Annotated in this window: 21 protein-coding genes; 9 read left to right on the top strand and 12 right to left on the bottom strand. The window is 67.0% G+C overall.

Annotated features, from left to right (window positions below; translation table 11 throughout):
• Window positions 1–30 precede the first annotated feature (30 nt).
• A complete protein-coding gene (locus tag G6N35_RS11550; protein ID WP_246224283.1) occupies window positions 31–1,680 on the bottom strand; it encodes a GMC oxidoreductase in 1,650 nt (549 codons plus the stop codon).
• 304 nt (window positions 1,681–1,984) lie between these two features.
• On the opposite strand from G6N35_RS11550, the gene G6N35_RS11545 reads away from it, so the two are divergent.
• Window positions 1,985–3,412 carry a PE-PPE domain-containing protein gene (locus tag G6N35_RS11545; RefSeq protein WP_163804373.1) on the top strand — a complete coding sequence of 476 codons (1,428 nt, stop codon included), beginning with the start codon at window positions 1,985–1,987 and terminating at the stop codon, window positions 3,410–3,412.
• A gap of 12 nt (window positions 3,413–3,424) precedes the next feature.
• Here the strand turns inward: G6N35_RS11545 and G6N35_RS11540 are convergent, their stop codons facing one another.
• Window positions 3,425–4,648 (bottom strand): glycosyltransferase family 4 protein, encoded by a 1,224-nt coding sequence (locus G6N35_RS11540; protein WP_163804372.1) that lies wholly within the window; start codon window positions 4,646–4,648, stop codon window positions 3,425–3,427.
• A gap of 195 nt (window positions 4,649–4,843) precedes the next feature.
• Here G6N35_RS11540 and G6N35_RS11535 point away from each other — a divergent pair, with 195 nt between their 5' ends.
• Window positions 4,844–5,698, top strand: coding sequence for a class I SAM-dependent methyltransferase (locus G6N35_RS11535; protein ID WP_163804371.1), 855 nt, complete (start codon window positions 4,844–4,846; stop codon window positions 5,696–5,698).
• Here the strand turns inward: G6N35_RS11535 and G6N35_RS11530 are convergent.
• The 3 genes from G6N35_RS11530 to G6N35_RS11520 are packed head-to-tail and all read right to left on the bottom strand — an operon-like array spanning window position 5,692 to window position 9,123.
• Window positions 5,692–6,654: an FkbM family methyltransferase gene (locus G6N35_RS11530; protein WP_163804370.1), complete on the bottom strand. Its 963-nt coding sequence runs from the start codon at window positions 6,652–6,654 to the stop codon at window positions 5,692–5,694. The genes G6N35_RS11535 and G6N35_RS11530 overlap by 7 nt on opposite strands.
• A gap of 9 nt (window positions 6,655–6,663) precedes the next feature.
• Window positions 6,664–8,307 (bottom strand): GMC oxidoreductase, encoded by a 1,644-nt coding sequence (locus G6N35_RS11525; RefSeq protein ID WP_163804369.1) that lies wholly within the window; start codon window positions 8,305–8,307, stop codon window positions 6,664–6,666.
• A 6-nt stretch (window positions 8,308–8,313) separates the two neighbouring features.
• Complete coding sequence (locus G6N35_RS11520) at window positions 8,314–9,123, bottom strand: TylF/MycF/NovP-related O-methyltransferase (RefSeq protein WP_163804368.1); 810 nt, start codon at window positions 9,121–9,123, stop codon at window positions 8,314–8,316.
• A gap of 178 nt (window positions 9,124–9,301) precedes the next feature.
• Between G6N35_RS11520 and G6N35_RS11515 the strand changes: the two genes are divergently transcribed.
• The 4 genes from G6N35_RS11515 (at window position 9,302) to G6N35_RS11500 (ending at window position 14,475) form a co-directional block, all read left to right on the top strand.
• Window positions 9,302–10,570, top strand: coding sequence for a glycosyltransferase (locus tag G6N35_RS11515; protein ID WP_163807616.1), 1,269 nt, complete (start codon window positions 9,302–9,304; stop codon window positions 10,568–10,570).
• Window positions 10,571–10,745: 175 nt separating this feature from the next.
• A complete protein-coding gene (locus G6N35_RS11510; protein ID WP_163804367.1) occupies window positions 10,746–12,128 on the top strand; it encodes a nucleotide sugar dehydrogenase in 1,383 nt (460 codons plus the stop codon).
• Window positions 12,129–12,186: 58 nt separating this feature from the next.
• Window positions 12,187–13,191 carry an NAD-dependent epimerase/dehydratase family protein gene (locus G6N35_RS11505; RefSeq protein WP_163804366.1) on the top strand — a complete coding sequence of 335 codons (1,005 nt, stop codon included), beginning with the start codon at window positions 12,187–12,189 and terminating at the stop codon, window positions 13,189–13,191.
• A 6-nt stretch (window positions 13,192–13,197) separates the two neighbouring features.
• Window positions 13,198–14,475 (top strand): glycosyltransferase, encoded by a 1,278-nt coding sequence (locus G6N35_RS11500; protein WP_163804365.1) that lies wholly within the window; start codon window positions 13,198–13,200, stop codon window positions 14,473–14,475.
• On the opposite strand, the gene G6N35_RS26910 is transcribed toward G6N35_RS11500, so the two are convergent.
• The 7 genes from G6N35_RS26910 to G6N35_RS11470 all read right to left on the bottom strand — a co-directional run bounded on the left by G6N35_RS26910 (window position 14,472) and on the right by G6N35_RS11470 (window position 23,138).
• Window positions 14,472–15,272, bottom strand: a complete 801-nt coding sequence (locus tag G6N35_RS26910; protein ID WP_170313128.1) for an ABC transporter permease — start codon at window positions 15,270–15,272, stop codon at window positions 14,472–14,474. The two genes, G6N35_RS11500 and G6N35_RS26910, sit on opposite strands and share 4 nt — an antisense overlap.
• On the bottom strand, window positions 15,269–16,024 hold the full coding sequence (locus G6N35_RS26905; protein ID WP_197748420.1) for an ABC transporter permease: 756 nt from the start codon (window positions 16,022–16,024) through the stop codon (window positions 15,269–15,271). Before G6N35_RS26905 ends, G6N35_RS26910 begins: the two co-directional genes overlap by 4 nt.
• Window positions 16,021–16,950 carry an efflux ABC transporter ATPase subunit, DrrA-related gene (locus G6N35_RS11490; RefSeq protein ID WP_163804364.1) on the bottom strand — a complete coding sequence of 310 codons (930 nt, stop codon included), beginning with the start codon at window positions 16,948–16,950 and terminating at the stop codon, window positions 16,021–16,023. Before G6N35_RS11490 ends, G6N35_RS26905 begins: the two co-directional genes overlap by 4 nt.
• 76 nt (window positions 16,951–17,026) lie before the next feature.
• On the bottom strand, window positions 17,027–18,091 hold the full coding sequence (locus tag G6N35_RS11485) for an NAD-dependent epimerase/dehydratase family protein (RefSeq protein WP_163807615.1): 1,065 nt from the start codon (window positions 18,089–18,091) through the stop codon (window positions 17,027–17,029).
• 75 nt (window positions 18,092–18,166) lie between these two features.
• Entirely contained in the window at window positions 18,167–20,359 is a 2,193-nt protein-coding gene (locus G6N35_RS11480; protein WP_407664617.1) for an acyltransferase family protein, read from the bottom strand.
• A 19-nt stretch (window positions 20,360–20,378) separates the two neighbouring features.
• Window positions 20,379–22,547 (bottom strand): acyltransferase family protein, encoded by a 2,169-nt coding sequence (locus G6N35_RS11475; protein ID WP_246224584.1) that lies wholly within the window; start codon window positions 22,545–22,547, stop codon window positions 20,379–20,381.
• A 96-nt stretch (window positions 22,548–22,643) separates the two neighbouring features.
• On the bottom strand, window positions 22,644–23,138 hold the full coding sequence (locus G6N35_RS11470; RefSeq protein WP_163804363.1) for a DUF2505 domain-containing protein: 495 nt from the start codon (window positions 23,136–23,138) through the stop codon (window positions 22,644–22,646).
• 99 nt (window positions 23,139–23,237) lie between these two features.
• On the opposite strand from G6N35_RS11470, the gene G6N35_RS11465 reads away from it, so the two are divergent.
• The 3 genes from G6N35_RS11465 (at window position 23,238) to G6N35_RS11455 (ending at window position 25,677) form a co-directional block, all read left to right on the top strand.
• On the top strand, window positions 23,238–23,996 hold the full coding sequence (locus tag G6N35_RS11465; RefSeq protein WP_246224282.1) for a class I SAM-dependent methyltransferase: 759 nt from the start codon (window positions 23,238–23,240) through the stop codon (window positions 23,994–23,996).
• Between the two features lie 10 nt (window positions 23,997–24,006).
• On the top strand, window positions 24,007–25,284 hold the full coding sequence (locus G6N35_RS11460; RefSeq protein ID WP_163804362.1) for a glycosyltransferase: 1,278 nt from the start codon (window positions 24,007–24,009) through the stop codon (window positions 25,282–25,284).
• A 162-nt stretch (window positions 25,285–25,446) separates the two neighbouring features.
• Window positions 25,447–25,677, top strand: coding sequence for an MbtH family protein (locus G6N35_RS11455; RefSeq protein WP_163804361.1), 231 nt, complete (start codon window positions 25,447–25,449; stop codon window positions 25,675–25,677).
• Window positions 25,678–25,697 lie beyond the last annotated feature (20 nt).

Genomic DNA, 25,697 nt, shown 5'->3' with positions numbered 1-25,697 from the left:
ACGGCTGTGCCGCACTATTTCTGGGCGCCGTCAGCCGGCGAATTGCTCGCCATTGATGTGCTCGGCCACCCGCAATGCGTTGGCGGCCACCGTGAGACTGGGATTCAATCCGGTGCTGGACGGGAAGAACGAAGCGTCCACCGCGTAGAGGTTGTGCACCTCATGGGCCCGGTTGTGGGAGTTGAGCACGCTGGTTTTCGGGTCGGTGCCGAACCGGACGGTGCCGCACACGTGGCCCAGGGTGGTGTTGCTCTCGCCGGTACGCAGGGTGAGCGTGCGGTAGGGCTTGAGCACGTCGTTGAGCTGGCGCAGGAAGATCTTGCGCCGGGCCGCTTCGTTGGGATGGACCCGGTACTGCAGCCGGAGTCGCTGGCGCCCGTCGGTTCCAGGGCGTAGCGACGGCAGGACGCGATTGTCCAGGTACGGAAGGTCTTCCATGATCGCGGCGAGCACCAGGCCACCGGAGAAGAACCGCTGATAGATCGGCCGCGCGGCCGGGCTGGCAAGGCGTAGGGCCCGCGGCAGCAGGCCGGGGTGGTTGGTCAGCATCTCCATCGGGGCAAGCGACGCCATCGAGCCGGCCGACTGCACGGTGCCGAACTTCTGGCCTTCCCAGAAGTAGAAGTCGTTGAGCCCGATCTCCTTGTTCTCGGCGGTGATTCGGCATCCCGACTCGGGCCACACCTCGATCCAGTCCAGCAGGTGACGCATCAGATTGCGGCCCACGTAATCCGAGCCGTTCGCCAGGCCGTTCGGCCAGTCACCCGAGGTGGAATTCAGCAGGAGCAACGGTGTTGCCAGTGCGCCGGCCGCCAGCACCACGACCTTGCCCTGCAGCGCCACCGTGCCGTCGGGATGCGCGCAGATCACCTTCTGGACGTGCGTGCGATCGGCCTCCAGGTGCAGCACCCGGCATTCGGCGAGCAGTCCGGCGCCATACTCGGTCAGGGCCGGCTGCACACCGTTGCGGCCGCCGTCGTTCTTGCAGGCCTTGTCGCACAGGAACGCCTGGCACGTTCCACATCCCTTGGTGTAGTCGCACGCCATCGGTAGGTGGTAGGGATGCAGGCCGCGGCCGGTCAGATAGTCGACCAGCGGCTGGTTGTCGGGTGAAAAGGGCGGTGCGGCAGGCAATCCGGACGCTGCGGTTTCGGGCCGCAACGGATCGGGTTGACCCCGCACGCCCATCAGTTTCTCGGCGCGGGCGTACCAGGGCGCCAACTCGTCGTAGGTGATCGGCCACGCTTGCGGAACGGTGGATTGACCGGGATCGGCGAAGTGCTGCCGAGGAGTGAAGTCCGCGGCGAAGAATCGCTCACACACCATGCCGTAGAGAGCCGATGACCCGCCGACCCCGGCGCCGATGAACGGGACGAAACGCTTGGCGAAGCGACCGCTGATGTCCTCGATTTCGTCGGTCGACCGCCCCCCTCGGGCCAGCGCCTCGAAGTAGGCGTCCGCGGAACGGTAGGCCCCGGGTTCGGCCAACTCGGGCATCGCCGCACGGATGGTGCCGGGCGTCCCGGGCAGAGTGGACCGGCCCTTCTCGACGAACAGCACCCGGCGGCCCGACCGGGCCAGCGCGTACCCCAGTGTTCCGCCGCCCATTCCGGTACCGACGACGATCACGTCCCACACCACGCGTTCCGCCTCGCGGGCCGCCACTTCGCCGTCAGGCAATATCGAGCTCCTCACCGTGGGGGACCAGTTCTGGTCACGGCTGGACGGGATCGTAACAGTGTGTTGCTGGCGCCCCGATAACGTACAAGTGATTGATTTCCGGTGGTCTTTTCAGTCTCAATTTCGTGCCACTGTGAAGAAACTGAATCGCCCAATTGCCGGAAAATACGGGTGTTATCGTCGACAGGTTGGGCAGCCGGTCCAGCCGCGTCGGGGTTTCGGCCAATCCCGCAGCGCGGTCGAATTCTCCTGGAGATGATTTGCTGAGACGGCAGCGTTCGCCGAATGTGGGCCCGGAATGCGCATGAGTGCTGCCCGGCGTCCTGCCATCGCGGGCTCGGCGCTGCTGGCGGTCGCGGCCGTGGGCTCTGGTCTGATGGGTCCGGCGCTGGTCGCGCCGACGGCCTGGGCTGCCACCTCGGCACTCATCATGGGTGGCACCGGGCACTCGTTAGCCAGCCCGCCCGACACGCTGGGCTACGTCGAGGACTATCTGAGCGCAGCCGTCGACAAAGCCATCGCGCCGGCGTCGGAGATGAATCCCGCCACCGGAATCCCACAGGGTCCCTACAACCGCGTCGCGGTGATCACCCCCGAACAGGCAGCGCCCAGTTACGGCACGCTGACCGTCGACGAGTCGGTCGCCCTGGGCGTGACCGCTCTGCACAGTTGCATCACGTCCACGACATGCGACTACAACCAGCAGGTCGGATCGGTTGCGCCCACGCCGTCGGACACGCTTGTGGTATTCGGCTATTCGCAGAGCGCGGTGATCGCCATGCTCGAGAAGGCCGCACTGGCCGCCGAATACGGGCCAGGACAAGGCCCGAACGTGTCGTTCGTTGTCAGCGGCGACACCAAGCGTCCCAACGGCGGCTTGTACGCCCGTGACCCCAGCGGCGTCTTCGTGCCGTTCGTGAGGGCCGGTGGGTACACCTTCGGCGGGGCCGCACCCACCGACACGCAGTACGCCACCGTCGACATCGCCATCCAATACGACGGACTTGTCGATTTCCCGGTCAATCCGCTGAACCTGCTGGCGGTGGTGAACGCCTATATGGGTATGGCACTGTTGCATTCCACCTACGGGGACCGCAGCCTGAGCGAACCGGGAATCATCGACCAGGGACAGTACGGCGACACCCACTACTACCTGGGCCCCACCCCGGTTCTTCCGCTGCTCATGCCACTGCAGGCGGTGCCGCTGGTCGGAGCGGTTCTGGCCGATGTGCTGGACGCCCCGCTGCGGGTCCTGGTCGAGGCGAGCTATGACCGGAGCACCAGTCCGGGGCAACCGGTTCCGTTCAATCTGCTGTACTTCCCGCATCCACTCAAGACCGCACTCGATGTCCTGGTAGCGATCCCGACCGGGCTGGACAACGGCTTCGAGGACGTGTTCGGCGTCCGCCCGTTCCACACCGAACGTCCGGGGCCCTTCGGAGTCGGCGGTCCGGATGTCGACCTCGCCGGCTCGGCGCCCGCGGCAGTCAGCACGCCGGCCGCTTCGTCGACTTCCCATGCGGCGGCGGGAACTTCGGTCGCCGCGGGACGGTCAGGGCGGCAGATGGTGTCGGCGGACCCAGAACAGTCCCCGTCGGTAGCGGCACCAGGACCGGCCGCCCCGGTGCGGGCCGGTGCCACTCACCGGCGCGCGGCATCGGCGGCCCGGTCCGAAAACCGCCCCGCAGCAGCCTCGTCGGACCATTCGACGGGTCGCACCGGCCGCGGCTGAGGCGGCACGACGTCACCGCAGGCCGAGAATGCTGACCAGTTCACCGTCGTGACGTTCCCGGCGAAAACGTTGTGATGACTGCACCGCCCCGGCGCCAAGCCGGCGTCGTAGGTCCTCGTCGGCTTCGAGCCGGATCAGGTTGGCCGCCAAGGCATCGGCGTCACCGGCGGGGCTGAGGAACCCGTTGAGTCCGGGTTCGATGAGTTCCGGGGTACCGCCGGAGTCCACCCCGCACACCGGTAAACCGGCTCTCATCGCTTCGATGGTGACCCGGCCGAACGCTTCTCGCTGTGAGCACATCAGGCCGACGTGTGCGCGGGCCCAATGGGGGCCGAGATCGCTGGTGGGCCGGTGGATGGTGAGCAGGTCCGCCACCCCACGCCGGCGGGCGAGACGCCGCATGCAACGGTGCCGTCCGCCGCCGACCAAGGTCAGTTCGATGTCCACGCCGGCGGCGCGTGCACGCGCGATCGCCTCGATCGCAAGGCATTGCCCTTTGGTCTTCGAGAGGTAACCCACCAGGATGGCTCGCAGCCGTTCGCCGGGTGCGCGGTGCGGTGGTGTGCGGACGGGGGTGTCAACGCCGGGATAGACGACGGCCGTCTTCATCGTCGGGTCGAGGGTCAGCATCGAACTCTCGACCGCCTGCGAATTGCAGATCACCACTTCCGACAGCGTGCCGATCAAGCGAATCGTCCTGCGGTAGCCGAAGAGGAACCAGAAGCCGTGGTCGTCTCGGCCGAACTCCCGCACCACCCAGTAGTGCGGGATGCCAAGCAGTTTGGCGGCGATCGCGTGGGACGGGATCGTCATGGTGTTGGTGATGACCAGCGCTGGCCGAATCCGGCGGAAGTACACAACCGCCTGCACGATCCCCGGCAGCAGGATCAGCGTGTAGGGCAACCAGCCCAGTACCGCGTGCGGGTCCAGGTGTGTCGTGCGGCCCCATCTGCCGAACGTCCACCATGGCACCCAGGCGATCTTGGTGGCAATGCCGTTGCTTGCGCAGGCATCGGCGACCTTTCCGCGCTGGGGGAGCACGCCCACCACCTCGAGATCCGGTCGCTGCTCTCGAACGGCGAGCAGGATCTCGCGGAAGCCGACCACGCCGCCGCCGCCGAAGCGGCTCGCGTTGGATACCACCACGACGACCTGCCGGGTTGTGGGGAGGTCGGGTGCGGCCTCGCCGGTGGGGCCGTGGGCTTGAGCGCGGCAAAAGCCCTCGGCGGCGACCATGACCCAGAGTTTATGGTGCGCGCGTCAATTTATGCCCATAACGATTGGTTGTAGTGCGACAAGCTCAGCTGCGGGCAAAACCGACCCATCGTCTGCAGGGTTGCCGTTATCCGCAGTCCGAACACCGGGATTCGCGCTCCGGACTGATAGTGATCTGACGTCCGATTCGGCTCCTGTTCGGTAGCCTCGTAGCCGATGACGAACGTCCTTCCGCTGCCTCAGACGGCGATGGTGACCTTGTGGTGCCGGGCCAGCGAGGCCCGTCGGCGCGACGGCATCCTTGACGACCCGATGGCGGTCGGCCTCGTCGACTCGATCGATGTCGACTTCGGCGCATTCAGGTTGTCGGCCGACCGGCAAGACCTGGCATTGCGTGCGCTTGCGTTCGACGGCTGCACTCGGCGTTATCTCGACGCCCATCCCAAGGCCACCGTCGTCGCTCTGGGCGAGGGCATGCAGACCAGTTTCTGGCGCCTCGACGACGGGTCGGTCGGTCACCAGTTCCGCTGGCTGACCGTGGACCTGCCGGCGATCACCGGCCTGCGTGAGCATTTGCTGCCGCCATCACCCCGCATGGACACCTGCGCGCAATCGGTTCTCGACTTCAGCTGGATGGATCGGGTGGACAACCCGGACGACGGGGTGTTCATCACCGCGGAAGGCTTGCTGCCCTATTTCGAGCCCGCTGACGCGCTGCGGGTGATCGGTGAATGCGCGCGGCGCTTTCCGGGTGGGCAGATGATGTTCGACCTTCCGCCGAAATCGCAGGCTCGCTTGGCCCGGCACCGGCTGTGGACAGTGTTGCGCGGTGGCTGGCCGCGGACACCGTTCGGTCTGACCGTCAATGAGCTCGCCGCATTGGGGCACATCGTGCCGGGCATCAGAACCGTGCACGATGTGCCGCTGCCACGCGGCCGCGGGGTGCTGTTCGATTCGCTACTGCAACGAACGCGGGGGCATGCTGTCCATCGCCCGCTTCGCCGGTTCGTCGGCCTCAACTGGCCGACGATCGCCACATTGACACTGCTCGAGTTCGACGCCGGTCAGTGAGTCACATCGAGTGGCTGGCGGCTCAAGAGGATGTCGGCTGACGTGCAATCGTAGAAATCCTCGTACGCGGCCTCGGTGATCTGCGGAGTCTTGCGCTGGTAGATCCAGCGGTAGTCGTTGTGCAGGTCGTAGATGTGAAATCCATGCTGCCGGAACGGTTCCAAGGTGGCTTCGATCTCGCTTCTGACCTCCAGCGCCACCACCAGCCGCGGGTGGGTGAACCCGGTGGCGATATCCGGGGCCAGGGCCGTCTCGGCCCCCTCGACGTCGACCTTGAGGAAGCTGACCCGATCGGCATCAGCGCCCACGAGCGCGGACAGGGTATCGGCCTGCACGGTCACCGGAATCCACTCCAGCCCCTTGCGATGGTCCCAGTCGCCTTTCGCGGGTGGAGTGAGGCGAGAACATCCGTCGACGGTCGGGTGCAGGTAGAACGTCATCTCACCGCGCTGCGGGGCGCATGCCGCCTCGATCACCTCCACAACAGCGTCGACTCCGTTGAGCTGCAGGTTCTTCCGTAGCAGCCGCGCGGTTCCCGGTGCCGCCTCGATGGCGATCACCTTCCCGCCGGGGCCGACGCGCTGTGCCAACAGCGCGGAGAAATAGCCGATATTGGCCCCGGCGTCGACGCAGACGTCACCCTCGCGCAGGTGGCGGAGCAGGAATTCGGAGAGCACGGGTTCGTAGACATCGCGAAAGCGCAGCCAGAACGTGACGATCGAATTGTCCCCGTCCGGAGTGAATTTCGTACCGTACGCCGACTCGATCGGCGTCTGGTCGGAGTCGGTGCCGAGCAACCGGAGCAGTCCACCGCGCGGTTCGACATAGGGTCCCGCGGCCAGCATCACGAAGAGTTGCTTGGCCACCAAAGGGATTCGATCGTTGTCCACCACGGCCCGCATGGATCGCACCAGGGCACGGCGGCCACGCTGGCGGGCGGAGTCGAGCGTCGGCACGGCTGTCTCCTAGTCGGCGAAGTGTTCGGAGTCGACGCACTGTGCCACCCGAAGTGCGTTGGCCGCCACCGTCAGGCTGGGGTTCAGCCCGGCGCTGGACGGGAAGAACGAGGTGTCCACCACGTAGAGGTTGGCCACCTCGTGGGCCCGGTTCTGGGCGTTGAGCACGCTGGTCGCCGGATCGGTGCCGAATCGGCATGTGCCACAGACGTGTCCGAGGTTGGAATTGTCCTTGCCGCTGCCCAGCGGCAACGTCCGGAACGGTGCGAACACCTCTTTGAGCTGGCGCAGGAAGATCTCGCGGCGGCCGATCTCATTGGGATGCAGGCGATAGTGCATGCGCATCCGCTGGCGTCCATCGGTGCCCGGCCGATCGGTGGGCAGGACACGGTTGTCCAGGTAGGGCAGGTCCTCGGTCATCGCGGCCAGGATCAGCCCACCGGTGAAGAACCGCTCGTAGACCAGGCGCACCGCGGGGTTCATCACCCGCATGCCCTTGCCCCGCCAGCCCGGCCGGTTGGCCAGCCACTCCATCGGCGGAATGGCCCCGAACGACTGGACGGTGCCGTACTTCTGGCCTTCCCAGTAGTAGAAGTCGTTGAAGCCGATCTCCTTGTTGGCGCCGGTGATCCTGCTGTGGCGCTGTGGCCAGACCTCGATCGGGTCGAGCAGGTGGCGCATCAGGTTGCGCCCCACGTAATCCGAGCCGTTGGCCAGTCCGGCCGGCCAGTCCCCGGAGCGCGACGTCAGCAACAACATCGGGGTGGCCAGCGCGCCCGCCGCCAACACCACGACCGTGCCCGTCAACGCCACCGTGGCGCCGCGGTGCTCGCAGATCACCCGCTGCACCGTGCGGCGGTCCGCCTCCAGTCGCAGCACCCGGCACTGATCCAGCAGGGCCGCGCCGTACTCGGCGATCGCGGGCGCAACCCCGTTGCGCGCCGAATCGCGCTTGCAGGACTGCGGGCACAGATAGGTCTGGCAGGTGGTGCAGCCCGGGGTGTAGTCACAGGCCATCGGCAGGTGATAGGGGTGCAGCCCGCGGCCCTGCAGATAGTCGACCATCGGTTGGCTGTCGGCGGAAAAAGGCGGTGCGGCAGGCAAACCGACGGTAGCGGCTTCGGGACGCAGCGGGTCGGGCTCACCGCGCACGCCTAGCAGTTGTTCGGCCTGGGCATACCACGGGGCCATCTCGTCATAGCCGACCGGCCAGGCCTCCGGGACGGTCGAGTCGCCCGGCTGCAGGAAGTTCTGCCGCGGGGTGAAGTCGCGGGCGAAGAACCGCTCGCACACCATGCCGTAGAGCGCCGACGACCCGCCGGTTCCGCTGCCGATGAACGGGGTGAACCGCTTGACCGACCGTCCGCTGATGTCCTCGACCTCGTCGGTGCAGCGGCCGCCGCGGGCCAGAGCGTCGAAGTAGGTCTCGGACGATCGCGCCGCGAGGGGTTCGGCGAGTTCGGGCATCGCCGCACGGATGGTGCCCGGAGCCCCGGGCAGGGTGGACCGGCCCTTCTCCACGAACAGCACCCGTCGCCCGGCCCGAGCCAGCGCGTATCCCAGTGTCCCGCCGCCCATTCCGGTGCCCACGACGATGACGTCCCACGAGATGCGCTCGGCGTCGCGGGCGTCGATGTGGCCATCAGCCTGCATTGCGCGTCAATCCTCCTTGCGCCACAGGGCCCCGTCCTGGTCGATCGTCACAATGGGGGCGGTGATGTGGTGCTTGGCCCGGTAATCGGTGACTGCCTGCCGGCAGACCGGGATTCCGCCGTAGTCGTCGATGACGCAGAACCCGCCGGTGGACAGCTTCGGGTACAGCGCGTCCAGCGATTGGATGGTGGACTCGTAGAGGTCGCCGTCGAGGCGCAGGACCGCGATCTGCTCGATCGGAGCGTCCGGCAGGGTGTCCTTGAACCAGCCGGGAAGGAATCGGACCTGCCCGTCCAACAGCCCGTAGCGTGCGAAGTTCGCCCGGACCTGCTGTTCGGACACCTCGAAGATGGACCGGAATCTGTCGAGTCTCAGGTTGCGGTCCATGCCGAAGTTGACGGTGTCGGGAGCGGGGACGCCCTGGAAGGAGTCGGCCAGCCACACCACCCGGTCGTCGCTGCCGTAGATCTCCAACACGGCGCGCATCAGGATCGAGGCGCCGCCCCGCCAGACCCCACACTCCACCAGATCACCGGGAATGTTCTCCTGCAGAACGGTTTCCACGCAATGCTGGAGGCTCTCCAACCGCCGCATCCCGATCATCGTCAGGGCCTCGGCCGGCCAGTCCAACCCCAGCTCCCGCTTGCGGCTACCGAACGGGTTGGCCCCGCGGCGCAACGAGTTGCTGATGTTCATCGAATGCAGCAGCAGCTTCTGATTCCACGGCCAGTCCGACGGCGCTGCTTCGCGAGCCCCGTACCGCGTGAGGTCCCGGCGCAGCAGCTCCAAACACGCGGAACGAAATTCAGAATTCACGCCATCCTCCGGTTCCGATCCGTCCCAGTGCAGCACCCTACGTCAGAGTGGGGCTGCCTCCACCGAAATGACCAGGACTTACCTGGGCCGAACCGGCTTTCGCAACTGCGCCGACCGGTCATAATGGCCGGTGCTCCGGATACCCCTGGGCAGTCCCGACCGAAAGGCCACCGCCGCGATGAAGTTCGTCCTCGCCAGCTACGGGGGCCGCGGTGACGTCGAGCCGGCCGTCGTCGTCGCGCGGGAGTTGCTCCGTCGCGGACATCGGGTGCTGATGGCGGTTCCGCCGAACCTCATCGGCTTCGCCCGGGACGCCGGACTCGAGGCAGTCGCCTACGGCCTGGATTCCGGTCCGATCCTGGAACTGCAGCGCCGGTACTTCACCGTCTACTCGCGCACCCCGTGGAAGCTCAGGGAACTGGGCCAGATGAGCCGCCAGACCGAGGAGTTCGCGTCGCGGTGCTGGCAGGAGATGACAACGGCGCTGGCCGTGGTGGCCGAGGGTGCCGACGCGCTGATGACCGGGTTGATCTTCGAACAACCCGCGGCCAACGTGGCCGAGCGGTTCGAGATCCCGCTGGTGACACTGCATTACTTTCCGGTCCGGGAACACGGGCAGCTGCTGCCGATGGCACCCGGTTTCCTGAGCCGGGCCGGGATGAAGGTCAACGACTGGCTGGCCTGGCGCGGCACCCGGGCGGGGGAGGACGAGCAGCGTCGCGACCTGGGGCTGCCGCCGGCCACCGGACCCGCCCCGCAGCGCATCGCCGACCGCGGTGCACTGGAGATCCAGGCCTACGACGAGGTGTGCTTTCCGGGCCTCGGATCGGAATGGTCCGAGTGGGGCGCGCTGCGGCCCTTTGTGGGAGCGCTGGCCATGCAGTCGCCCACCCCGGCGGACGAGGAAGTCGCGGCCTGGATCGCCGCCGGCTCGGCGCCGATCTTCTTCGGTTTCGGCAGTGTGCCGATCGGGTCGCCCGCCGAGACCGTCGCGATGATCGCTGCCGCCTGCGCGCAACTGGGCGAGCGGGCCCTGATCGGTGCCGGCGGCACCGACTTCGGCGAGCTACCCCGATTCGAGCACGTGAAGGTGGTCGGTCAGGTCAACTACGCGACGATCTTCCCGCTGTGCCGGGCTGTGGTCCACCATGGCGGCGCCGGGACGCTTGCTGCGTGCCTGCGGGCCGGGGTTCCCCAACTGGTCCTGTGGACCCTGCCCGACCAGCCGTTCTTTGCGGCCCAGCTAAGGCGACTGAAGGTGGGCGCCGGGCACCGCTTCGCGACCACCACCGAGAAGTCGTTGGTCAAGGATCTGCGCCGGATCCTGGATCCCCGCTACCGCACCCGGGCGCGCGAATTGGCTCCCCGCATCACCAAGCCGGACGACAGTGCCGCTGCTGCGGCCACCCTGGTCGAGGAGTTCGCGCGATCCCGCAACCTGGGGTGATGGCGACGTTCGTTTTTCGGCTTTAACTGCACCGTCGTGGATTTGGGCAAACTTTCCGATTTCAGATCGGCACCGCGGCGGATCAACTAGGCTGCCGACGGGTTAGTCGGGGATGCGATTCCCCGCGCCTACTTCACCGAACACGCACGGGGGATTGAAGGGGCTCAGGAACGCGATGGCTGAAGGCGTGTTTGGACGGACCGACGCGGAGATCGACCTGTTGGTCCGGGGCATGCGATCGGGCATCGCGGTCGTCGGGTTCGGCTACATCGGCACCGTGATCGGTGCGGTCCTGGCCGACCGGGGCTGGCCGGTAACCGGAATCGACGTCCGCCAGACGGTCGTCGACGAGATCAACCAGGGCAGGTCCCATGTGCCTGAGCCGGGACTCGACGAGCTGGTGTCCAACAGCGTGCGGGTGGGAAAGTTACGTGCCACCACCGACTTCGGCGCCGTCGCCGACAACGACTTCGTCATCGTCACCGTCGGCACCCCGCTCGGCCCGGATTTCGAGCCGATCGTCGACGACATCAAGGCCGCCGCACAGGCCGTCGGTGAGCATGTCCGTGCCGGTCATCTGGTGATCCTGAAGAGCACCGTCCCGCCGGACACCACCGAGAAGCTGGTGCGGCCGATCCTCGAGGAAGCCTCCGGCCTGAAAGCCGGTGTCGATTTCGGACTGGCGTTCTGCCCGGAACGTCTGGCCGAGGGCCAGGCGATCCACGAGCTCACCTCGATCCCCGTGGTGGTCGGCGCCGTCGACGAGCGCAGTGCCCGGGCGTGCTCCACCCTGTGGCGCCACGCCCTGGGTGTCGAATCCGTCGTCGTCGACGACCCGCGGACCGCCGAGATGGTCAAGCTCGCCGACAATCTGTGGGTCGACCTCAACGTCGCGCTGGCCAATGAGTTGGCCAAGGTCTGCGACCGGCTGGGCATGGACGCCCTGCAGGTGATCGAGGCGGCCAACACGATGCCGAAGGGTGGCCGACTGGCCAACATCCTGCGCCCGAGCATGGGCGTGGGCGGCTACTGCCTGACCAAGGACCCGTGGTTCGTCAACCATCTCGGTGAGTCCCTGGGGCTGGAGCTGTCGATCCCGCGGACATCGCGCACGGTCAACGACACCATGCCCGGCTACACCTATGGCCTGCTGACCCAGCTGCTGGCCGAGCAGGACAAGGCGATCGAGAACTCCAAGATCGCGGTGCTGGGCATCGCCTTCAAGAACAACACCGGCGATTGCCGCCTGACACCGACCAAGTACGTCCTGGAATTCCTGGAGAAATCGGGATGCCAGCTCTCCGTGCATGATCCGTGGGTGCCCGACGAGGAGGCGCACTCGGTGACGAAGATCCCGCTGACCCCCGACATCGAATCCGCGGTCAAGGACGCCGATGCACTGGTGGTGCTGGCCGGGCATCGACAGTTCCACCAGGTGCCACTGGTTCGGCTGGCCGATCTGACCGCCCCCGGCTGTGTCTTTCTCGACGGACGCAACAGCTTCGACCCGGCGGCGGTGCGCGCTGCGGGCTTCGCCTACAAGGGAATCGGCCGATAATCGGTCGACGGACGCACGGCAGCCACCGCAACCGGCTATCTGAAACGGGAGAGCAGACATGTCCAATGTCGTCGTGACAGGCGGCTACGGTTTCATCGGGTCCCACCTGGTGTCGGCCTTGCTGGACCGTGGCGACTCGGTCACCGTGTTCGACTTCGCCAAGAACACCCGGGATACCAGCATCGACTTCGACCGGTACCCTAATTTCCGGTTCGTGCAGGGTGACGTGACCGATCCGGCTGCCTTGGCGCAAGCCTTGACCCCGGACGTCGACACCGTGTTCCACCTGGCCGCGGTGGTTGGCGTCAAGAACTACATGGACGATCCGCTGAAGGTCCTCGACGTCAACGTGATCGGCACTCGCAACGTGCTGGAACTCAGTCAGCGCAACGGGATTCACGTCGTCTTCGCCAGCACGTCCGAGGTGTTCGGCAAGAACCCCAACCCGCCGTGGGCCGAGGACGACGACCGGGTACTGGGATCCACCAAGACGGCCCGCTGGAGCTACAGCACCAGCAAGGCCATGGCGGAACATCTGGTGTTCGCCATGCACGCCGCCTACGGGCTGCCGGTGACGGTGGTGCGCTACTTCAATGTCTACGGACCGCGGCAGGCACCGATCTTCGTGGTGTCCCAGAGCGTGCACCGCATCCTCAACGGGCGCCAGCCGCTGCTCTACGATTCCGGTCAGCAGACCCGCTGCTTCACCTATGTCGACGACGCCGTCGCCGGCACACTGCTGGCGGCCGAACACCCGGCCGCGATCGGTGCGGCCTTCAACATCGGCAGCATGACCGAGTCGACGATGCGTGAGGTGGTCGAGCTCGCCATCAAGATCGCCGATGTCGACGGGGTATCGGCCGCCGAGGCGCTGGACACCGGGGAGCGCTACGGCCAACTCTACGAGGACATTCCGCGCCGAATCCCGGACTCGACCAAGGCGCAGCGCGAGTTGGGCTGGCAACTGCAGGTCGATGTCGAGGAGGGCATCCGCCGCACGATCGAATGGGCGCGCGCCAATCCGTGGTATCTCAATGGCCCGGCGGGAGACGGAACAGTCTGAGCGCCGATGAAATTCGTTCTGGCCAACTGGGGCACGCGTGGTGAAGTCGAGCCCTTCGCAGCTGTCGGTCGCGAGCTGGTCCGACGAGGGCACGACGTCCACCTGGTGGTGGCACCGGAGATGGTCGGCTTCGCCGAATCGGCCGGGCCGCACGCCGTCGGTTACGGACCGACGCTGCAATCCATCGACGATCCGCACCACGAATTCTGGACGCTGCTGTTCACCGAGCCCTGGCGGGTCAAGGATCTGAGTCGGCTGCTCGCCGAAGTCGCCGAACCCCTCAATGCGCACCGCGCCGATGTCCGCCATGCGTTGACGTCGGTCACCGACGGCGCCGATGTCCTGCTGACCGGCATGAACTACGAGGACGTCGCCACCAACGTCGCCGAACACTGCGGCACACCACTGGCGACTCTGCAGATCTTTCCGCTGCGGGCCAACGGTCGGCTGGTACCATTCCTCCCCGGCCCGGTAGGCAGTGCCGCGCTGGCTGCCTACGACTGGTATGCGTGGTACGAGAAGAGAGACCAGGAGGATGCCGAGCGCCGGGAGCTGGGCCTGCCGAAGGCGACCAGTCGGTGGACGCGACGGATGACTGACCAGGGGGCGCTGGAGATCCAGGCCTACGACGCGGTGTGTTATCCAGGGCTGGCTGATGATTGGGCTCGGTGGAACAACCAGGATCTCCCGAAGCGGCCGTTCGTCGGCGCGCTGACCATGGAGCTCGCCACCCAGGACGACGAGGACATCGTCTCCTGGATCGCCGACGGCACACCCCCGATCTTCTTCAGCTTCGGCAGCATGCCGGTGGACTCCGCAGCCGACACCCTCGCGATGATCGCCCGCGCATGCGCCCAAATCGGGGAGCGGGCGCTGGTGGGCGCCGGATGGACTGACTTCAGCGCTGGTCCGCACTACGACCATGTCAAGGTGGTGGGTGCGATGAACTACGCGAAGATCTTCCCGACGTGTCGTGCGGTGGTCCACCATGGCGGAGCCGGAACCACCAATGCTGGTCTGCGCGCGGGCCGGCCCACCCTCATCCTGTGGATGCTGCCCGACCAGGGCTGCTGGAGCGCCAGGGTCAAGCGGCTCAAAGTCGGTACCGGACGGCGGTTTTCGGCGACCACCGAGAAGTCACTGGTGGCGGATCTACGCAAGGTCCTGGCCCCGCAGTGCGCTGTCGAGGCCCAACGACTGGCGGAACGGATGACGCCGCCGGCGCAGAGTGTGGCCGCCGCCGCCGACCTGCTGGAGAACTTCGCCCGCTCACGCGGTCGTTAGAGGCTGGCGCCCGACCCCCCGGATTCGGCTGCGGTGCGGTAGCCGCGCACCGCCAGCGGCCCGACGATCGCGGCCAGGCCGATGGTCCACACCACGCCCAGCAGCAGTTGCACCACCGGAAACCCGCCCAGCGCAAGTGTTCTCATCGAGTCGACGATCGGCATCATCGGCTGCAGACGCAGCAGCGGCCACATCCACGATGGCAACGACTCCACGGGCGGCGAACCAGAGCTGGCGAAGACCGCGCTGATCGCCGGCAATCCCAGCAGGATCAGCACCGTTCCGTGCTTGGCCCGGACCGCGATCGCGATCACCGCCATCGCGAAGACGAGCACCACCAGAACGGGCACCAGCAGGAACAGGGCGAGAGCAAGCACGTTGCCGTGGAACCGAAGTCCCAGCATGATTCCCACCGCCGTGATCACCGCCGTGCTCAGCAGCGTCCTGGCCGCCTCGGCCAGCAGCCTGCCGGTCAGGGCACTGGCGCGATGAACGGGCAGGACCCACAGCTGGCTGATCAGCCCGTACTCGCGTTCCATGGGAATGGTGATGCCCACAGCGAGGGCACCGGAGAAGGCACCCGCGATGGCGCAGGTGGGGACCAGCCCGTAGAGGCTCTCGGTTCCGGTGATGCGCATGATGGACTTGCCGACCAACAGGTAGTAGGTCACCAGGAGGAAGGACGGGAACAGCACCGCCTGGATCACCACCATCGGATCTCGGCGCCAGTGGGTGAACATCTGGCCGGCGAACACCAGGCTCTCGTTGAGCAACGAGTGGCGAAGCGGCGCGGTCATACCGTCCGCCTCTGCATGCGTACCGCGATGGCGCCGAAGCCGACCAGCAGACCCAGACACCAGGCGAGGCTGGCCGTCATGCTGGTCGCTGACACGTGCCCGGAGGCGAGCTCGCGCAGGGTCTCGGTCACCTGGGAGACGGGCTGATAGCGGACGAACCCGTGTAACCAGTCGGGGAACGACTCGACGGGCGCCATCCCGGTGGACAACATCACCAGCAGCAGTTGCGGGACCAGGAGCACCTGACTGGACGCTCCGGTCTTGCCGATCGTCGCCCCCGAGATGGCGACCCCGATGGCGTCGGCACCCAGCGAGAGGGCCAGTGTCAGCGTCAGCACCATGATCACGAATGTCGCGAGATAGGCTGGGCCGCCGAACATTCGAAATCCGAACGCATATCCGACGGCGATCGTCACCAGCAGTGCGATCATGCCGCGGATCAGGCAGTACACCATGCGGGCGGCCAACGGCGCGACTGCCGAGATGGGCATGGTGCGCAACCGGACGCCGAGTTCGGACTGATGATCTCGCGCTGCCCGGTCGACGGTGGTCAACGCGCCCAATAGGGTCACCTGCACGATGATGACCGGCAGCAGGTATTGGGGATAGCCGATCCCGCCGGTGTCGATCACGTTGCGCAGGGCCAGGTTGAAGATGACGAAGTTCCCGGCCGGCGCCAGGATCGCGAACGGCAGATCGTCACGCAGAGTGTCGCGGACGATGCGCTCGGTGAGAACGACCAGAGCTGTCACGCGGTGACACTGCCCGTGAGGTGGAAGAACACCTCATCCAAAGACGGCCTGCGAAGCGAGATATCGGCCAATTCGACATCCAGCTGGTCGACCCGGCGGAACACCTCGCTCAGCGTCGCGACACCGTTCGGCGCCAGCACCGAAACCGTGTTGGCATCATGGTCGACCTGGGCGTCCTGGAGGTCGGAGACCACTTCGAAGATCTTGAGCAAGTCGGCCGGATCGACCGGGCTCACGGTGCAGTAGCTGGATCCGACCCGGCGCTTGAGATCGTCGGCGGTACCGCTGGCCACCACCCGGCCATGGTCGATCACGACGATGGAATCGCTGAGAACGTCGGCCTCTTCCAGGTATTGGGTGGTCAGCAGGACCGTCACGCCCTGGCCGGCCAACTCCGAGACGAGGTCCCACACGGCTCGGCGACTGCGTGGATCCAGCCCGGTGGTCGGTTCGTCGAGAAAGAGCACCTTCGGTGGCACCACCAACGCGGCGGCGATGTCGATGCGTCGCCGCATACCGCCGGAATAGGTGAACACCCGGCGGTCGGCCGCATGCGCCATGTCGAACTGATCGATCAACTCGTCGGCGCGCGCCCGGGCGTCCTTGCGGCGCATACCGTGCAGCCGAGCGAACATCACCAGGTTCTCCCGCCCGGTGATCTGCCAGTCCAGGGCGGCCTGTTGTCCCGTCATCCCGATGCTCGCCCGCACCTGAGGTGCCTGCCGCGCAACGTCATAGCCGGCCACCAGGGCCTGGCCGGCGCTGGGCCGGATGAGGGTGGACAGAATCTTGATCGCCGTCGTCTTGCCCGCGCCGTTGTGGCCGAGCAGCGCGCAGACCGACCCCGTCGGAACCGAGAAACTCACGTCCTGCAGCGCGTGGACCTTGCCCCCGTAGGTCTTCGCTACCCCGTCAAGCTCGATCACGAATGCACACCATAGCGTGGGCGCCGCGAGCGCGCGGTGAGTTGCCTCTTCTTCGCGACGGCCGGGCCGGCGGCGTTCACTCGGGGCTCCGTGGCGACTGTTGGCCGATCCAGTCGAGCAGCCCGCGCATACCGTCCTCGAGCGTCCACTTCGGCTGCCAGTCCAGTTCTCGCACTGTCTGTTCCACATCGCACCTGGCCGCCCGGACATCCCCGTCGCGGAACTTGCCGACCACCACGGGTTCGGGAGCGCCGCAGATGCCGGCCAATGCCCGGGCCAGTTCATGGATCGTTGTCGGGACGCCAGAGCCGACGTCGAGATGGCGCACCGGCTTCGCCGGCGTGGCGATGGCGGCGAACAGTGCGTCCACGACGTCGTCGATGTAGACGAAGTCACGCAGGATCCGGCCGTCCTCATACACCTCCAGAGCCTGCTGCTGGCGCGATAGCCGGGCGAACAGGGCCACGATCCCGGTGTAGGAGTTGGTCAGGGACTGGCCGGGGCCGTACACGTTCTGCAGGCGCAGAACACTGAGACTGGTGTCGTGTGCGGCCGCCCAGGCCGCCAGGATGTGCTCCTGAGCGAGCTTGGTGGCGGCATAGATGTTGGTGGGCCGCGGTTCGGTGCGACCGGCGCTGCTGGCCAACGGAATTGCGGGTTGGCCCGTGGGCCCCTGGGGGTCCCAGGTGCCGGCTTGCAGCTGAGCGTGACTGCGTGGCGCCGGATAGAACACCTCGGAGCCCGACTGCCAGGCTCCTTCGCCGTAGACGGCTCGCGACGACGCCAGCACCAGTTGGTCCGGGACATGGCCGGCGCGGCTCAGCGCATCGACCAACTGGGTGGTTCCCACTACGTTGACCGACCCGTGCCGGGTCGCCTCCGACAGCGACTGCGCCGTTCCGGTCTCGGCCGCCAGGTGCACGATCTGGGCCGGCCGGAACAACCGGAGCACGGCGTCGACGTCGGCAGCGTGCGTGACATCGCCGGTGAACAACCGCACCGACGCGGGAAGTGTGATCGCGGCGTGCTCACCGTGCACCTGCGGGTGCAGGATGTCCAGCACGGCGACGTCGTAGCCCGCATCGACAAGTCGGCGGGACAGTGCGGACCCGATGAAACCGGCCCCGCCGGTGATCAGCACGGGAGTGGCCAACGCCTGACCTCCGGTGGTCTCGTGGGCCCTGCGGCCCCGTCCAATGGGTGTTCGATCGGCACCTCAACCACCGGCCATCGCACGGTCGGTCAAGGCCGCCATCACGGGTGCCAGTACCCGCGAGTACTGCAGCGTCAGATGACTGACATCCAGATAGACCAGGGCGTTGCCGACGATCACCGGACAGGTTTGCGCGGTGCAGAAGTAGTCGGTGAGGTCGGCGTACTGGCCGCCATTTGCCTTGGCGGCGTTGGCTTCTGCGGTGATCCCGGCTTGATCGACCGACGTGGTGCGAGACAGCGCGCAGGCCGCCGCATTGTCGAGGTGCCCGGAGATGCAGATCGGCACATTGGCATGGGGTGCCGGGATCGGACCGAGCACCAGCACCTGCGATCCGTTCGCCCGCAGTTCCTTCACCAGCCTGGTCAGGCTGTCGATCCAGGCCGGGTCGAATCCTCGGAAGCCGGTCATCGTCTCGTCGATGCCATACCCGCGCCACACGCTGAGGACCACCAGTTGCGGACGTTCGGCCTTGAGCCGGTCCATCACCCCGGCACGCCAATGCTCGCAATGCTGCAGACGCTCGATCAGGCGGCGGAAGTGGCCCTCGACATGGATGTCGAGGATCGGGCAGGCTTCCTTGGCCATGAGTTCCAGCCGCCAGCCGCGCTGAGTGGCGATCTCGCGAAGCGCCGGGGTCCACATCGCGGCGTGCGAGTCACCGACCAACGCGACCCTGGTCGGGGAGGCGGTATCGCCCATCGCACACGAGGGCTGTCCGTCCTGGTAGGGCGTCAGCACACAACCGCCGTAGGTGTAGTCACCCTGTTCGGCGGCCAGGTTGTCCAGCGGTGGTACGAGATTTGCGGGAACGGGCCTGGGCGCGGTGGCCAGGGTGAGTGCGGCCTGGATCTGGCTGAGGGCTTGCCCGACGACGGTGTCGTAGGCGGCCGGTGGGGCGTTCGGTGGTGGCGGCGTGAGGTTCAGTGCCAGTGGCGCGGCCGGGGCGCCAGGACCGACGGCGGTGGGCGCGGCTTTGAGTAGTCCGAGTCCGGTGCACACCGCCACCGCGGTTGCCGCCGCCCCCAAAGCCAGGCTGCGCCAAGCGGATTGGCGGATCCTCTGACCGAACCGAAGCGGGTTCTCCAGGTAGTGCAGAGTCAGCCAGGCCAGCCCGGCAGACAGTACCGCGGCCAGGATCCGGGCACCCAGCCCCAGCGGATGGCCCACCAGTGCCGGCGCCAGCACCAGGACCGGCCAGTGCCACAGGTACCAGGAGTAGGAGATCCGGCCTATCGAGCGCATCGGCGCGGTACCCAACAGCCGCCCGCAGCCCTGCGCCGGGGCGGCGCAGCCGGCTCCGATGATCAGCGCGGCGCCCGCCGTGGGCAGCAGTGCGGCGGTTCCCGGAAACGGGGTGGTGGGGGTGTACCAGAGGCAGGCCACCACCACCATGGCCAGTCCGGCCCATCCGACGACGGCCGCCGCCCGGGCCGAAAGGCGTTGCCACTGTGGGACCGTCAGCGCCAGCAGGCCACCGGCGGCCAGCTGCCAGGCCCGGGTGGGCAGCGAGAAGAACGCCGCGGCGGGCACCACGTAGGTGATCACCAGGGACAGCGCGAACGATGCCGCCCCGACCAACCCCAGAACCACCAGATAGGGGCGCCGCGACGCCCGAACGGGTGTGGTCTTGTCGCGCCGGAACCGTCGGATCGCCCAGGCGGTGCCCAACACCAACGGTGCCCAGATCAGATAGAACTGCTCCTCGACACTGAGCGACCAGTAGTGCAGGAACGGCGACGGGGTCAACAAGTCGGAGAAGTAGTTGACGTTGTCGATGATGAACCAGTAGTTGCCGACGTAGAGCGCGCTGGCGATACCGTCGTAGAGCACCGTGGGAACTCGCAAGGGCGGCAACAACACCAGTGCGGCGATCATGGTGATGACGCCGACGAAGGCGGACGCCGGTAGCAGCCGGCGCGCCCGTGCGCCGTAGAACGTGCGCAGTGCGACGGTGCCGGTGGAACTGGCCTCGCGCCAGAGCAATCCGGTGATCAGAAAGCCCGAGATGACGAAGAAGACGTCGACGCCGACATAGCCGCCGCCGATCCCCGGAATCGAGGCGTGAAAGAACACCACGCCCAGCACCGCGACCGCGCGCAATCCTTCGATGTCGGGGCGAAACCCGGTCGATGCCGCGCGCCGCTCCTGGACCCCGTGTGCGGAGTCAACGCTGTTGGCCTGGCCCACGCTCACCCGTCTGGTCTTCACCACGTCACCCCACCGCCAGGGAGCGATCGGCCAGGGTCGCGATCACGGGTGCCAGTGCGCGGGAGTACTCCAGTGTCACGTGGTTCTCGTCGAGATACACCAGGGTGTTGCCGACGATCACCGGACAGTGATCCGACGTGCAGAACAGATCGGTGAGGTCGGCGTACTGTCCACCGCCCGCCTCGGTGGCAGCGGTCTCGGCCGCGATCCCCGCGGGGTGCACCGCCGTCGCCCGGGCAGGAGTGCAGGCCGCGACGTCGTCGAGATACCCGGACAGGCAGATCGGCACCACGAAGTGCGGGTCAGGGACGGGGCCGAGGACCAGCACCCGGGAGCCGTTGTCGCGCAGTTCGCGCACCACCCGGGTCAGGCGGTCCAGCCAGACCGGATCGAAAGCGGTGTAGCCCGTCCATGATTCGTCTGCGCCATACCCCCGCCACATACTCAGGACGACCAATGCCGGCCGCTCGGCGCGCAGCCGCGCCAGGATCTGGTTGCGCCACTCCCGGCAATGCTGGAGCCCGTCGGCGAGCTGCCGCAACGGATTGCCGATCGGCACGTCCACCATCGGGCAGGCGCCCTTGCTCAGCAGTTCCAGCCGCCACCTCCGCTGGCCGGCGATCTTCTCGAACGCCGGATTCCACATCGCCGCGTGGGAGTCGCCAACCAGGGCCACGGTGGTGGGCGAATCGACGTCGACACTGGCGCATTCGGGGTGGCCGCTTTCGAACGGGGAACGCATGCAGCCGCCGAACGCCAAGGCCGATCGCTCGGCAGGTGCGTCGGCGAGGGCGGGAATGAGGTTCGACGGAACGGAACGGAGGTTGGCCGACCCGGCCACCGCCGCCTGCACCTGGGCGAACGCCTGGCGCACCGCAGTGTCGTAGGCCGCGGCACCCGAACCCGGCGGCACCCGCATCTCGGTGAAGTTCAGTGCGGTGGCGGGCGCCCCGCGCCCGACCGGGGTGGGGGTGACCGCCAGTAGCCCTAAGCCCGCAACTACCGCGGTCGCGGTGGCCACCGCCCCCAGGCCCAGGCTGCGCCAGGCCGACGTCCGGATCTTCGTGGCGAACCGCAGCGGATTCTCCAGATACCGCAACGTCAGTACGGCAAGCACTCCCGACAACGCGGCGGCCGCCAGACGGGCGGGCAGGCTCAGCGGGTGGCCGACCAACGCCGGCGCGAGCACGAGAACCGGCCAGTGCCACAGGTACCAGGAGTAGGAGATCCGGCCGATCGCGCGCATCGGGGCCAACCCCAGCAACTGGCCGCAGCCGCCGGCCGGCAGCGCGCACCCGGCGCCGATCACCAGCGCCGAGCCCACCGTGGGCAACAGGGCGGCGCTTCCCGGATACAGCGTCGACTCGGTGAGCACGGTGCATGCCACCAGGATCATCGCCAACCCGGACCAGCCCACCACTGCCGCGGCCCGCGGCGACAGCTGGCGCCAGCGGCCCGCCGTCAGGGCGATCATCCCGCCCAGCGCGAGCTGCCAGGCCCGGGTGGGCAGCGAGAAGAACGCGGTGGCCGGGGAGACGTAGGTGGCCACGAATGACATCGCGAACGACAGCACCGCGACCACCGTCAGCACCACGAGATACGGGCGCTGCGATGCGGTTGCTTCAATCCTGTTGCGCCGCCGCAGTTTCCGGATCAGCCAGGCGGTGCCGAGGATGAGCGCCGGCCACACCAGGTAGAACTGCTCCTCGACACCGAGTGACCAGTAGTGCTGGAACGGCGACGGCGGCACGTGTGTCGCGAAGTAGTCCACCCCGCGCACCACGAACCAGCAGTTACTCACATAGAGCGCGCTGGCGATACCGTCACCGATCACGCTGCGCACCAACAGCGGCGGTAGCAACAGGGCGGCCGCGACCATGGTGACGATGCCGACCAGCGCCGAGGCCGGCAACAGCCGCCGCGCCCGGGCGCCGTAGAAGTTGCGCAGCCGAACCGTTCCCGAGCCCTGGGCTTCGCGCCACAGCAGGCCGGTGATCAGGAAGCCGGAGATGACGAAGAAGATGTCGACACCGACGTAGCCGCCACCCAACCCGGGCACCGCGGCATGGAACAGCACTACGGCCAGCACCGCGACCGCGCGCAGTCCCTCGATGTCCGGGCGGAATGTCGACTGTGCCGGGAGCTGGCTATCCAACCCCTCGGCGGGGCTCACACTGTCGGCCTGCGCCACACTCACCCGATCTCATAACTGGAACACGTTCTAAGAGTCGAGGCATTGTGCCACTGCGCACGCCCGGGTGGGGCTCGTTTAGCAGTGTTGGGCGATCCAATCGGTGGTGAACGCCAGAACCGACGGAATGCTGCCGGCCAGACTCGAGCCGATCGTCTTTTCCAGCTGTCCGCCGAGCAGCGGCACCTTGACCTTGACCTTCACCACGGCCCGCAGCTGCGATCCGGTACCTACCGGCGTCAGCAGATTGTCGGCCAGGCTCGAACCCAGACCGCCGGCCGCCGAGACGTCTACCGCTCCGCGCACCGTTCCGTCGCCGCCCGGAGTCCAAGTCTCGCTGTATGAGAGTTGGAGTTCGCCGGGAACGACCTTGGCCATCAGCCCGGTGAGGCCGATGATGCGTTGGGTCAACCGAACCGCGACGGTGCCGTCGCCGTCGACGCGCAGCGACTCCAATGTCGCGTTGCCGTCACCGGCCAGCCTGGCCAGCCAGTAATCCTCGCGGCCGAACGCCTCGTGGATCTGCTCGACGCGGGCAACGGAGTCGGCCACCACGTCCAAGGAGTGCGCCATAGCCGTCCATTCTTATCGCAGCGAAACGGGCCGATCTGAACGCGACCCGCGAATTTACCCCCTTGTCAGCGAACCGGTTGTGTGGGCAGGATCGTCGCCGTGAACTTCAACGACAGGCTCACCATGTTGGTGGATGCCCTGCCCGGCGTGAACCGGATCAAAGCGGTGCAGCGCGCGCTCGACGGGCGGACCAACCCCGTCTATCTGGAGATCGGGGTCTCGAAGGGCCTGGCGTTCCGGCAGATCAGTGCCGACGAGAAGATCGCCGTCGACCCGGCGTTCCGGCTGTCCGACGAGACCCGCGCGCAGGCGGACGCCCGCGGGCGTGCCACCCATTATTTCGAAGTGACCAGCGACGACTTCTTCGCCACCCAGGGCGATTTCCTGGCCCAGCGGCCCATCGACGTGGCGCTGATCGACGGTATGCACACCTATGAACAGGTGGTGCGCGACGTCGAGAACACGCTGCGGTTCCTGCGCGACGATGGCGTGATCTTCCTGCACGATTGCAATCCGCCGTTCGAACTGGCGGGCCGGCGTGCGGAGTCGTGGGACGACTTCATCGCCGGGCAGTCCGGGCCCCTGGTCATCGGTCTGTGGAACGGTGACGTGTGGAAGGCGATCGTCCATCTGCGCAGCACCCGGCCCGATCTGCTGGTCGGTGTGCTCAAGTGCGATCAGGGGGTGGGCTTCGTGCGCAAGGGGGCACCGGAATCCACCCTGCCGTACTCGGTCGAACAGATCGAGGGCCTGACCTACGCCGATCTCAAGGCCGACCGCAAGCGGTTACTCAACCTGAAGTCGCCGCGCTACCTCGACGAGTTCCTCAGCGCGGGCGCCGGTTCTGCCCGAAACTGACGTCCCCACAATGAAATTCGTGCTGGCGACGTGGGGGAGTCGCGGTGATGTCGAGCCCAGCCTCGCCGTCGGCAGGGAACTGGTGCGCCGCGGCCATGAGGTGATCATGGCGGTGCCACCCGATCTGGTGGATTTCACCGCGGCGGCGGGTCCGACCGCAGTGGCGTTCGGGCCCCCATCGCGGGCCATCCTCGATGCCCACCGGGATTTCTGGACCTGCTTCTTCAGTACCCCGTGGAAGATCCGCACGATGGCCGCGGCGCGCGCCGCGATCGCCGGGCCGTTGCTGCAGGGCTGGCAGGAGATGAGCTCGACATTGATGTCGCTGGCCGACGGCGCGGATCTGATCTTCTCCGGCATCAACTTCGAAGACGCCGCCGCCAATGTCGCCGAGCACTACGACATCCCACTGGCCACACTGCACTACTTCCCGTTGCGGCCCAACGCCGAGGTGTTGCCGTTCCTGCCGCCGAGGCTGGGTCGGGCGGTGGTCGAGGCGTTCTGGTGGGTGTCGTGGCGCGGCACCAAGAGGGTCGAAGACACCCAGCGCCGTGAGCTCGGGCTGCCCAAGGCCGCCGGGTCGGCGCCGCGGCGGATCACCGAACACGGCTCGCTGGAAATTCAGGCTTACGACGCAGCCTGCTTCCCCGGCTTGGCCGACGAGTGGTCGGCAGTCGAGGCCCAGCGACCGTTCGTCGGCACCCTGACCCTGGAATTGGCCACCGACACCGACGACGAGGTGGCGTCCTGGATCGCCGCCGGCAGCCCGCCGATCTTCTTCGGCTTCGGCAGCATCCCCGTCGAATCACCGGCCGACACCATCGCGATGATCTCGGCGGCCTGTTCGCGGCTGGGGGAGCGGGCCCTGATCGGGGCGGCCGGCACCGACTTCGGCAGCGTCGCGGTCCCCGACCACGTCAAGGTGGTCGGCGTGCTGAACTACGCGACGGTGTTCCCGGCCTGCCGTGCCGTGGTGCACCACGGCGGGTCGAGCACCACCCCCATCGTCATGCGTGCCGGGGTACCCCAGCTGATCCTGTACTGGGACATGGTGCATGCCATCTACGGCGCCGCCGTGAAACGGTTGAAGGTCGGCACCGCCCGGCGATTCTCCACCGCCACCGAGGAGTCGCTGGTCGCCGACCTGCGGGCGATCCTCGCCCCGGACTGCGTGGCCAGGGCGCGCGAGCTGGCCACCCACATCACCGAACCCGCGACGAGTGCGTCGATGGCGGCCGATGCGCTACAGGATTTCGCTCGTTCCCACAGTGTTCGTTTAACGGACTAAGCATCGTTCCTGTTCAGGATCCATTTTGAAGATGTCTTAAAAAGTGGTGTAATCATTGCTGTGAACGTGATTGGGGTCACATGCAAGTACGTGACAGCTGTCACATCACAACGTATGGTTTAGAACTTGTTCCAGTTATTGACGTAGTGGTCGGGAGACTCGGTGAGCATCAATCCGTTCGACGACGACGGTGGCAGCTTCTTCGTCTTGGTCAACGACGAGGAACAGCACAGCTTGTGGCCGGTTTTTGCCGATCTGCCCGCGGGCTGGCGAGTGGTGTTCGGCGAAGCGGACCGGGCCGCGTGCCTGGAGTACATCGAGACGAACTGGACCGACATTCGGCCCAGGGCTTTACGAGAGAGGTTAGCCGGGGCGCAGGCCGACGGTCGCTGAGTCACTCCGGTGCCGGGGAT

It is taken from the genome of Mycolicibacterium anyangense (assembly GCF_010731855.1).
GTDB lineage: Bacteria > Actinomycetota > Actinomycetes > Mycobacteriales > Mycobacteriaceae > Mycobacterium > Mycobacterium anyangense.
This window is presented reverse-complemented; position numbering and strand designations above follow the sequence as displayed.